Here is a 9,949-nt window from a genome sequence, read left to right as displayed (position 1 = left end):
CGAAGGCCATGCCAAGGAGCCGCAGGTGACGCGGAGCGTGCGCAAGCGCGCGGAGGGCAAGGAGGCGTAGCCGACGCGCAGGGAGCCGAAGGCGACCGGAGTGCGAGCGTAGCGAGCGCCAAGGAGCCGCAGGTGACGCGGAGTGAGGCGTAGCCGAACGGAGGGCAAGGACGAAGGATTTCCTTGTTTGTATATCCTTCGATCATTAAATGCTTTCTGGTGGATTTCTCCGTTTCCTCCTTTAGTTCAGACTAAGTGAATCTTATTCACTCTAGTCAGACTTGATGGGTTGCATGAACCCATAGTTGTGGTTATTTCAACCCATAGTTGTGGTTATTTCAACCCATAGTGCATGGGTTAACTGAACCCATAGTTGGCATGGGTTATTTCAACCCATAGTCTCGTGAGACAACCCATAGTTGATAAGTTGACTCCGGTTAACACATGCTCAAACTATGGGTTGAAATAACTATTCCGGTACTTTTTGGCATTTTTCGATCGCTTTCTGTGGGTTGGTTTAACCCATAGCTAAAAAAGTGGCTTAAATTGTCTATGGGTTCTTTCAACCCATAGCTATACCGTCACGGAAAAGCGTCCGCGATCTCTGTCAGCAAGACTATGGGTTGTTCTAACCAATAGTCTTGCTGAGGAACCGTTATTTAACCCCTATCAATAAAATGATTTTTCGCCAAGCTATGGGTTAAAACAACCCATAGCTATACTGTAGGTTGTTTTAACCCATAGCTTGTAAGGAAAAGAAATAGGGCTATGGGTTCGTACAACCCATAGCCCTTCAAACTAGGCAGAATGCTTTGCGTCCCACTGAGCTTTGCGTTTCGCCGAATTCTCGGCGCGTTGCTTTTTCTTGCCCTCCTCGACTTCGAGTCTGCGCTTAGCGATCGCCGTCATATCGAGCTGGTACTCAACAGTTTTATTGTTCCCGCGCGGCGACTTAATCAAAAGACCAAGTTCGACGAGCTTATCGATTCTCTTCTTGACGTTCGACCGATCCGAGTTGACGTCCGCCGCCATGGTGGCAAGGCTGATGTAGCAGGTGGATTTGTAAACGTCCTTGCGCTGGAACGACCAAATCCGCCCCATGATATCGGTGTCAAGTCTAGGCAAACCGAGCTCGAGCATCCATGGCGGCTTGATGATCGCGACCTTCTCGCTGACCATATCCTGCACCATGTGGGCGACACGGGACGATTCATCCGATGCCCGGCGAAGTACCTCGCGGTGACTCTCACTATTGGCCATGGCGGCATCTGTGACGGCCTGATTCGCGAAATCGGACGCCGTCCCCATTCCAGACGGGTTTGCGGGACCGGACGGGTGGCTATCCGTGTCCCACGGATAGCCACCGCCCACATCCGGTTTTATATTTCTGGTATTCATAAACTAGCCTCTCGTTGAGGCTATCTAGCCATCAGTCGAAGTGATGCCATAGTATTTTGGTAGTACTTCAACATAGGGACCCAAATCGAAGCATACGTGTGCTAGGATTGCAGGTAACAGGCCAGAAAGCCACATTTGAACATGGAAAAAGCCCTTCTTACTTGCCGGTAGGGGGCTTTTTTCATATCTATTTTTGCTCTTTAACACGCTCCAAAAACTCGGAGATAGCGATTGCCGCCATAGACGACTTAGCTACACCGCGACTCTTCGCGTAGTTATCGAGATCACGCCAAATTTCGAGAGGCAGAGTAACCTGGATTCTTTTCTTCTCCTCGGCCACTGCCATAGACAATTACCTCCTTCGTTAAACAAACGAAATCGTACCACTACTGATTGAAACAAAGCGTATCACAAATACTGTCTAAAATACAAACTAACACAAAGTGGTACACCTAAATTCGCTAAATCTTTTCGTTCGGCCAGATAGGCACTCGAGTTTCCAAAAGGGGTACAGGAAATTGCCGAAAAGGGCACAGGGGCGGCGAGTGATTCACCAAGAGTGAAGGTGGGCCCTCTTGCCCAAGCGTTACTCGTTGCTTTGAATGGCAGCGCACTAGGGCGACGGGAGTACTCGGGAGACCTGCCTGTATATTATGCGGCTGATTGAATGGCAACAGGGCCGGCGACGCTGCCGGCCCTGTAACTGTCTACGCGGGACAGGCCGCGCATGTTGAGTTCAACGCGTCTCGTGACTGTTCAGATTCTGTGCACTGGGCGATTTGTTTTGGTCGTTTAGCTGGGCTAATGGTGGTTATTGGCTGCTGGGCTGGAGGATTTGGACTAATAGTTGCTAATAGTGGCCGGATGAAGAGCTGTTCAAGCTATTAGAAGCAATAGCGAGTACGGTCTTGGCTGGAAAACAGGTCGCGAGCAGGGGAGGGCCGAGCATGTACGGACCGGTGAGCAAGAACGGGCCGGCGTTGGAATTTGGGGAGATCGGCGAGGAAGTTAAGGATGAGGTTCGGCGGCAAGCGACTGGCGAGGCCGTCGAGAGAGCCAGGGGCAAGCTCAAGGCCCGTGACGAGCGCGAAGACGATCCGTTTTGGGGTCGCGGGAATCAAGAACACCTTCGTCGAGCTGCGGAAAGACTGGATTCCGGCGAGGGAGTGGAGCACGGATTGATCGAAGAAGAATGACGCTCTGCTAGAATCAGCAGCGCTGTCGGCAGTCCTCGTGCCGGGCAGAGCCCTCCATCCGATGGGAGGTGATGCCCATGACCGATTTCACCGAGTTCGTGAAGCTCCTGACCGCCCTGGTCTCGCTCCTCACGGCCCTCGTCGGCCTTTCCAAGGCACTCAAGCAGGGTTCGAAGCCCAAAAGAAAGGTCACCGTCGCTAAGGCGGTGACCTAACTCTTCAAAGCAACGGCTCTGCCCAGCTTCCTACGACTTGGGCTGCCGTCGGCACCATTCTACCCGTTTGACATTGCTGTTGTCGATGCGCCGTATCAAGAATCCACGGCAGCGCTCGTGGTTGCAAAACAGCCCAACAAATAGTGGCTATTAGTCAGTTCGACTGTCCAAAAGGCCTAATAGTTGCTAATAGTGGCTAGTTGGCAACGGATTTGGGCTATTAGTTCTAACAGTGCCTATACTATGACCCCACAAACGGGACACGGTTTTCTGCCCGCACGAGGTTTTGAAGTTTTAGCTGGGACAATCCGGCAGATTGGAGCACAGAACATGAGGTTCGAACGCCTCATGTCGCTCAAAATACGTCTCCTCAACTGCGCAAAGGAGAACGGTTTTTAGCGACAAGGAGACAATGGAATGATCTGGTTCACCAGCGACACCCACTTCGGGCATGAGAACGTGCTGAAGTTCACCGACCGCCCGTGGGAGACGATTTGGCAGATGAACGACGCCATCGTCGACAACATCAACGGTAAGGTTGCCGTGGATGACGAGCTCTACATCCTAGGGGATTTCTCATTCAAGATGACCGCCCAGGACGCCTATGGGCTGCGCAAGCAGATCGCTTGCAGACATATCCACCTCGTCCCGGGAAACCACGACAAGGACTGGACCCAGCCGGCGGTCGCGGGCGCGTTCACCGTGGAGCCGCCGATCTGCGTGCTCAAGATCGACGGGCAGAAGATCGTCCTGAGCCATTACCCCATGGCCGACTGGCAGGGCATGAGCCATGGATCGTGGCACCTCCACGGGCACATCCACAGCAGCGGCGGCGCGTACAACGAGTTCAACCGCAAGCAGGGCCTTCTGCGCTACGACGTCGGTTGCGATGCCAACGGGCACTCCCCGGTGAGCCTCGACGAGCTGAGGGAATGGTTCGCCGGAGTCGACGAGCCGTGCGGCCGGGTGAAATGGCCCTGGTGGGTCAACGAGACCGGCGACAGGCAGGTCGAGCGCGAGCTGGCGGCGTACAAGAGGGAAGCGGCAATCCGATGACGGCTTATGTGACAGGCGACATCCACAGTGGGCTTGACATGCAAAAGCTCCGCGACTGGGAGCTTGGGGATAGTCTGACGAGCGACGACTACCTCATCGTCGCCGGTGACTTTGGCTTTCCATGGAACTTCTCTGCCGAGGAATGCGCCGACATCGCCTGGCTGGAGTCGCGCCCCTACACGGTACTGTTCGTCGACGGCAACCACGAGCGCTTCGACCACTGGGAGGAGCGTCCCATGGAACCGTGGCACGGCGGGCTGACGCAACGCCTGTCGGATACTTCGTCTATTCGGCGCCTGACGCGCGGCGAGGTCTTTGAGCTCGACGGTTCGACAATCTTCACCATGGGCGGTGCCACGAGCGTGGACAGGGAATACCGCGTGCCGTATTCCAGCTGGTGGCCTCAGGAGCTCCCGGACGAGCGCGATTTCGATACCGCGCGGGCAAGGCTCGACGAGGTCGGCTGGAAGGTCGACTGCGTCATCACCCATACCTGCGCCACGCGCATGCTCTCGCCGACGCTCTACCCGGACCCAGGCTGGGAACGCCCTGATGTGGACCGGTTGACCGGATTCCTCGACGAGCTCGAGGACCGCCTGGACTACAAGCGCTGGTATTACGGACATTTTCACCGAGACGGCAATCCGGACGAACGGCACACGGTGCTGTATGACCGGATCGTGGGGCTCGGGGACAAAATCCTGCCGTGGGGTGCGTACTGATGACGGTCTATGTGACGGGCGACGTGCACGGCAGGGCCGAGTACGGGTCCAGCCGGTTTACCTCCAAGTCTTGGCCGCTGGGCCGGACCCTGACGCGCGATGACGTGGTGATCGTGGCCGGCGACTTCGGCTTTGTCTGGGATGGATCCAACGCCGAGAAATACTGGCTCGACTGGTTCGAGTCGAAGCCGTGGACCACGTGTTTCGTAGACGGCAACCATGAGAACCATCACGCCTTGGCTAATCTGCCGGTACGGGAGTGGAACGGCGGGCTCGTCCATGAGGTGCGACCGCACGTGCTGCACCTGATGCGCGGAGAGGTGTTCGACATCGACGGGCTCACGGTCCTTGCCATGGGCGGTGCCGCGAGCAACGACAGGCAGTATCGCAGGGAGGGGAGGAGCTGGTGGCCCGAGGAGATGCCGAGCGAGGAAGAGATGGAGCACTGCCGCGCCTCGCTCGACCGCGTGGGCTGGAAAGTCGACCACGTTGTGACTCACGAGGCTCCTGCCGACCTGGCAGAGCAACTATGCCGGGAGCGCGAACGCGAGTATCTGGACGACCGGCTGCAACGATTCCTTGGCGAGCTCGACGGGCGACTCGGCTGCCGCGCCTGGTTCTTCGGCCACTACCACGGCGACGAGTGGCGTGACGCCAGGCATCGCCTTATCTACCGAGACATCGTGTCGGTCGAAGATGCTGCGCCCGCTTCTAGAAACCTTCTAGAAGCGCTCTAGAAGGTTTCTAGAAATTAGGCGCCATATGGACTATTCCAATTCAAAAGTCTGATCGAGGGAGTTCGACCCGGCACCCATCCCGTCGACTTTCACTTCGATGGGAGACATGTCGTTGAGGTCAAAAATCGACACACCGTCGCATTCGCCTCCCGGCGCAAGCCCTTGCGAAGAGAAGTGATCTTCCTGCAAATCGGCAGCAAACCCGCGAGATAGCATCTGCTTATTTTGATAAGCCGTGATGTAGCTACCAACAGCGCATGAATCTGCCGATCGGTTGTTAATGGCGTGCCAGCGAACAACGGCAACCTTCCCGCCATCGCCAGTCGAGGAATCATGCACCTCGACGCCGGTGACTGAATACTTCATCTTGCCGTAAACCCCGTCTTCCTGCGCGTTATCAGAATCGGCGACCTGAACTGCCGTCTGATAATCGTCTGCCTGGCTGCACCCAGAGGTCATAACTAGGGCGGCTGCCAGAACACCCGCAGCCCCAAAGTTCCGAGCTAGGTTGATTGCCTTTTTAACAGAGAGATGCTCCATCGATTACTCCAAACTTAATTGTTTTTGAATGCCATCAGCCAAACAGCCAAGCCCCAATGAGCATGACCACTGAAACTGCCGTAAGCGAAGCCCAGACGGCATTTTGACGGGTGATGACACCGCTGATGGTGAGCGGATTTGCGCCGGCACCATCAATGACAGTCCAGACGAGTGGCGTGACCAAAAAGACGACTAGCCCTGCCGTTATCAACTCACGGCGAGACGGCCTTAGCTTGTCGGACATATCTACACGCCCCTCGTCTGGGTCATGACCTCGACCTTGGCCTCGGCCACGGCCGCCCGCTGCTCGGAGGCGGCGAGGCGGTCCTTGAGGGCGGCGACCTCGGCCATCAGGTCACGCTGGGCGAGGAGGGAGACGTTGAGATCGGCCTGAGCCTTGGCCGCGGCGTCGACCGCACCCCTCATGCTTTCAATTCGATCGTCTTTTGCGGCTGATTCTGCCAAGAGCTGATTGTTCTCGGAATCGAGCTTCTTGAGCTGCGAGAGGTAATCGGCGGCGGTGGCGTGGAGCTCATCGTTCTCAATCTCCAAGCTCGCAGTATCCAGCTCGAATTTCTCTTTGATGGCGGCGACCTGCTCGACGCAATTAGATTTGATGCTCTGAATCTGTTCCATTGCACTTTTCTTGGCAGCGTCGGCGTCCTCGCGGGCAGCACGAGCCTCCATCGCGGCAGCTTCGGCAGCGCCCACGATGATGCGCTTGACCCGCTCGACCGCCTCATCGAGGACGGCCGATGCGTCGAGCGCAGCCTTCACGCCGGGAGTGGCGTTAGGGTGGTAGCCATCGACCAAGCGGGCGACGGTATCGGCCTGCGAGAGACCAAGGCTCGTGCTGATGTCCTTTATGGCGTCACGGGTCTCCGATGAGACATTCAGGCTGGTCATTTTCTTTTCGGACTGGACTTGGTTTTCGGCCATGATGCGGCACTCCAATCAACAACGGGCATGGCTCCGCCATGCCATATGGCTGGGAACAATGCACGGCCGCTGTTGAGTTGTCTTTTTCCTGCGATCGGTGAGTTCTAAAAAGGCGTCTCAAGTCATGCGTTCACGCAGGTTTTCGGTTAGAGAAATACCGCACCCTTATATAGTAACGCCGCCGCACTCGGGCCTATTAGGCAAATCGCGAAACGGCAGACGGACTTATTTCCTGACGCCCACCAATCCGCGTTCACGAAGGATGCGGTACAGCGTTGATTTGGAGACGCCAGTCGCAGCGCAAATATCGGGAATAGGAGTCTCTCCTCCAAGATAGAGCCTTACTGCAGCATCGGCTTTGACGCCGGCAGTGCGAGGCCTGCCACCCACGTTGCCGCCGTGGCTCCGTTTTACGGCGATGCCCTCAGCCTGGCGCTGCTTGATCAGGTCGCGCTCGAGCTCGGCGGTGCAGGCGTGAGTGCCGAGGACGAATCGACCGAAGGCGGTATCGAGGTCGACCGGCTGTTTCAAGGAAGTTAGCTTCACGCCGAGATTTCGGAACATAAGGTCGTAGTTCAGCAATTGCCTGGTCGATCTGGTTAGGCGCTCCCAGGACTCGACCACCACTTCATCGCCGGCCTTCATCTTCTTGAACAGACGCTTCTGCTGAGTTCGGTCGCCGTCCTTGGCACCCGTGACCTTGTCTTTGTAGATATGGCCATAGGGCACGCCGGCGTTGACCAACGCCTCGATTTGCCTATCTAGCTTCTGATCCTTCGTGCTCACGCGAGCGTATCCGTATCTGGTCATTTTCAGCCTCCTGCCTTGTCTTTTGATTTTCTCATGGGAATGCAAGTGGAGGTTTTGACACTGGGTTTTGGCACTCGCTGTTCACGGCATCGAGGGTTCGGTTTTCGAGTGCCGCGCGGCATACCTTTTGAGACGTCGGGGCCTTGAATATGAGCAATAAGATGCGTATCAGTTCGCAATGGTTCGATGATGGGACCGGCTATACCGGTTTTTCGATATGGCTATGGCAGTTTTTATATATCGAGTGAGCACGAAGGGCCAGAAACTCGACTCGCGGAGGGGCGGCGGCAACCCGCTGGTGAAGGGAGTTAAGTTGGCGGGTTCGATCTCCCGGTTCAAAAAATACTCAGTATACTGAGTGATTTTACTCAGTATACTGAGTATTTAAGAAACAAGGAGGTAGATTGACATGTTTGAGCGCCATCAAGTTGCCGTGATAGCCCAAAGGATGCGGGAAACGAATAATCCGTTGATGCAATTTATAATCGGGCCCCGCCAAACGGGAAAGTCGACCATGTTCGTGCAGGCGTTGCACCATGTAGACATGCCCTGTCACGTGGTCAATGCGGACGATGTTGTGAATCCCGATGCCAGCTGGCTGCAAATCGAGTGGCAACAGGCAAGAAACCTCACGTCTGGAGGTAAGGCCCCGGCCGTTTTCGTTGTTGATGAGATTCAAAAGGTGCAGAGTTGGTCCACGGTCGTCAAGGGATTGTACGACCGGGATCGCCGGGAGGGGACGCCGCTCAAGGTCATGTTGACCGGATCGTCGTCGCTGCTGCTGCATAAGGGCTTGGAAGAATCCCTTATGGGCCGTTACGAGCTCATTCGGTCGCCGCATTGGTCCTATCGCGAGTGCAGCGAGGCCTTTGACTTTTCTTTTGAAGACTATCTCTATCACGGCGGATATCCGGGTGCGGCGCCGCTGGTTTCCGATGACGCCCGTTGGCGAAACTATATCCGAGATGCGATCGTCGAGCCGGCGATCTCGCGCGATGTTCTCTCGTTGGAGAATATCCGCAAACCGGCGCTGATGCGCGCGCTCTTTTGGCTCGCGGCGAGCTATTCGGGACAGGAGCTTTCGTATTCAAAAATGGTAGGCCAGCTGCAGGATGCCGGCAACACGGTCACGGTCGCCGGGTATTTGGACCTGCTGGGCAAGGCCGGTTTGGTTACGGCGATCCCCAAGTTCAGTGACAAGGAGCTCGCAAAGCGCCGAAGCACCCCGCGGCTCATGGTTTATGACACGGCGTTTATGACGGCGCTCGGCGATAAGGGCCGTGCAGAATGGCTGGAGGATTCGGCGCGGCGGGGTCATTTGGTGGAATCGGCAGTGGGTGCACGACTGCTTGCACGCGCGCCGGAAGAGGGTTTTGAGGTTATGTGGTGGCGTGAAGGCGTCAAAGAGGTCGACTTTGTGCTGCGAAGGGATGATGCACTGAGCGCCATTGAGGTCAAAAGCGGTGGAGAGTCCGGCCAGAGCGGCATGTCGACGCTCCTAAAAAAGTATCCGCGAGCCAAGCGGATCGTCGTGGGAGGAGCGGCGGCCGGGGCGTGCACCGTGGAGGATTTTCTGCTCGATAAGGTACCGCTGTTTAACTAGCCTGAGCAAATTGAGAAAATACTCAGTATAGTGAGTGAAATCACTCAGTGTACTGAGTATTTTGACTTGGGCGTTGGATGGGTGCTCGGTCACCGCGTGCGATGGTGAAAACCGGGCCAGGCCTTACCAGCGGATATGCATACAGGAGGGGCTTCCATTTTCCATGTCCCGCTCATATCGTCTGCCAGAAACCTGACGAATGACCTGTCCCCCTGTCATGCCCTTGTCACAAAATCTATTAACGGGACCGTCAAATTTCCTCCTGCATTTTCTGACGGTACCGCGGTTCCCGCATACGTTTTGGGACTGTTGAATATGAACAATAAGATATGTACCAGTAAAGTTCGATGCCAGCATTGATTGGAGCGCTCAATGTGCGAAATTGCGGTCATGTTTGATGAGGGTGAAATGGCTTTGATTCAGGTTCATGCGGACGCCGCAGGCGTGCCCTTTTCCGAGTTCGTGAGAAGGGCGGCACTCGAAAAAGTCGAGGACATGGCGGACATCGAGGCTTATGGCAAAGCCTTGGATGAGGATGACGACGCCCGCTACTCAATGGATGACGTCATGCGTATGGCTATGTGGAACAATTAGCCGTTCACGGTGCCAAACAGGCCGCACGCGGTGGGCGGCGGCATTGCCGAAAAATCGACCTCACCAGATGCGATTTACGGCCCGAAAAAGGGGTGCTGCTGGCATCCACACCAACCTTTGGCTAAACGTCCCGTAAATC

13 protein-coding genes are annotated in these 9,949 nt (G+C 55.9%); 7 read left to right on the top strand and 6 right to left on the bottom strand.

The window, feature by feature from the left end:
* Nucleotides 1-798 precede the first annotated feature (798 nt).
* Both ACGHEN_RS10935 and ACGHEN_RS10930 read right to left on the bottom strand, forming a co-directional pair.
* A complete protein-coding gene (locus tag ACGHEN_RS10935) occupies nucleotides 799-1,398 on the bottom strand; it encodes a hypothetical protein (RefSeq protein ID WP_390399454.1) in 600 nt (199 codons plus the stop codon).
* A gap of 187 nt (nucleotides 1,399-1,585) precedes the next feature.
* A complete protein-coding gene (locus tag ACGHEN_RS10930) occupies nucleotides 1,586-1,744 on the bottom strand; it encodes a hypothetical protein (RefSeq protein ID WP_195241079.1) in 159 nt (52 codons plus the stop codon).
* Nucleotides 1,745-2,345: 601 nt separating this feature from the next.
* On the opposite strand from ACGHEN_RS10930, the gene ACGHEN_RS10925 reads away from it, so the two are divergent.
* The 5 genes from ACGHEN_RS10925 (at nucleotide 2,346) to ACGHEN_RS10905 (ending at nucleotide 5,324) form a co-directional block, all read left to right on the top strand.
* A complete protein-coding gene (locus ACGHEN_RS10925; protein ID WP_155086624.1) occupies nucleotides 2,346-2,594 on the top strand; it encodes a hypothetical protein in 249 nt (82 codons plus the stop codon).
* A gap of 77 nt (nucleotides 2,595-2,671) precedes the next feature.
* On the top strand, nucleotides 2,672-2,809 hold the full coding sequence (locus ACGHEN_RS10920) for a hypothetical protein (protein ID WP_195241080.1): 138 nt from the start codon (nucleotides 2,672-2,674) through the stop codon (nucleotides 2,807-2,809).
* A 417-nt stretch (nucleotides 2,810-3,226) separates the two neighbouring features.
* Complete coding sequence (locus ACGHEN_RS10915) at nucleotides 3,227-3,865, top strand: hypothetical protein (protein ID WP_195241081.1); 639 nt, start codon at nucleotides 3,227-3,229, stop codon at nucleotides 3,863-3,865.
* Nucleotides 3,862-4,587 (top strand): metallophosphoesterase family protein, encoded by a 726-nt coding sequence (locus ACGHEN_RS10910; protein WP_195241082.1) that lies wholly within the window; start codon nucleotides 3,862-3,864, stop codon nucleotides 4,585-4,587. The genes ACGHEN_RS10915 and ACGHEN_RS10910 overlap by 4 nt, the downstream gene beginning before the upstream one ends.
* Entirely contained in the window at nucleotides 4,587-5,324 is a 738-nt protein-coding gene (locus tag ACGHEN_RS10905; protein WP_195241092.1) for a metallophosphoesterase, read from the top strand. The genes ACGHEN_RS10910 and ACGHEN_RS10905 overlap by 1 nt, the downstream gene beginning before the upstream one ends.
* A gap of 30 nt (nucleotides 5,325-5,354) precedes the next feature.
* Here ACGHEN_RS10905 and ACGHEN_RS10900 read toward each other — a convergent pair whose 3' ends face one another.
* The 4 genes from ACGHEN_RS10900 to ACGHEN_RS10885 all read right to left on the bottom strand — a co-directional run bounded on the left by ACGHEN_RS10900 (nucleotide 5,355) and on the right by ACGHEN_RS10885 (nucleotide 7,613).
* On the bottom strand, nucleotides 5,355-5,864 hold the full coding sequence (locus ACGHEN_RS10900) for a DUF5067 domain-containing protein (RefSeq protein ID WP_195241083.1): 510 nt from the start codon (nucleotides 5,862-5,864) through the stop codon (nucleotides 5,355-5,357).
* 34 nt (nucleotides 5,865-5,898) lie between these two features.
* On the bottom strand, nucleotides 5,899-6,108 hold the full coding sequence (locus ACGHEN_RS10895; protein ID WP_195241084.1) for a hypothetical protein: 210 nt from the start codon (nucleotides 6,106-6,108) through the stop codon (nucleotides 5,899-5,901).
* A gap of 2 nt (nucleotides 6,109-6,110) precedes the next feature.
* Nucleotides 6,111-6,803, bottom strand: coding sequence for a hypothetical protein (locus ACGHEN_RS10890; protein WP_195241085.1), 693 nt, complete (start codon nucleotides 6,801-6,803; stop codon nucleotides 6,111-6,113).
* 225 nt (nucleotides 6,804-7,028) lie between these two features.
* On the bottom strand, nucleotides 7,029-7,613 hold the full coding sequence (locus ACGHEN_RS10885) for a recombinase family protein (RefSeq protein WP_195241086.1): 585 nt from the start codon (nucleotides 7,611-7,613) through the stop codon (nucleotides 7,029-7,031).
* A 409-nt stretch (nucleotides 7,614-8,022) separates the two neighbouring features.
* On the opposite strand from ACGHEN_RS10885, the gene ACGHEN_RS10880 reads away from it, so the two are divergent.
* Together ACGHEN_RS10880 and relB are read left to right on the top strand one after the other, a co-directional pair.
* Nucleotides 8,023-9,216: an ATP-binding protein gene (locus tag ACGHEN_RS10880; protein ID WP_227790521.1), complete on the top strand. Its 1,194-nt coding sequence runs from the start codon at nucleotides 8,023-8,025 to the stop codon at nucleotides 9,214-9,216.
* A gap of 372 nt (nucleotides 9,217-9,588) precedes the next feature.
* Complete coding sequence (gene relB, locus ACGHEN_RS10875) at nucleotides 9,589-9,810, top strand: type II toxin-antitoxin system RelB family antitoxin (protein WP_195241088.1); 222 nt, start codon at nucleotides 9,589-9,591, stop codon at nucleotides 9,808-9,810.
* Nucleotides 9,811-9,949: the final 139 nt, after the last annotated feature.

It is taken from the genome of Collinsella sp. i06-0019-1H4 (assembly GCF_042849575.1).
Classification (GTDB): domain Bacteria; phylum Actinomycetota; class Coriobacteriia; order Coriobacteriales; family Coriobacteriaceae; genus Collinsella.
Note: the sequence above shows the minus strand (reverse complement) of the source record. Positions and strands in the feature narration are given on the sequence as shown.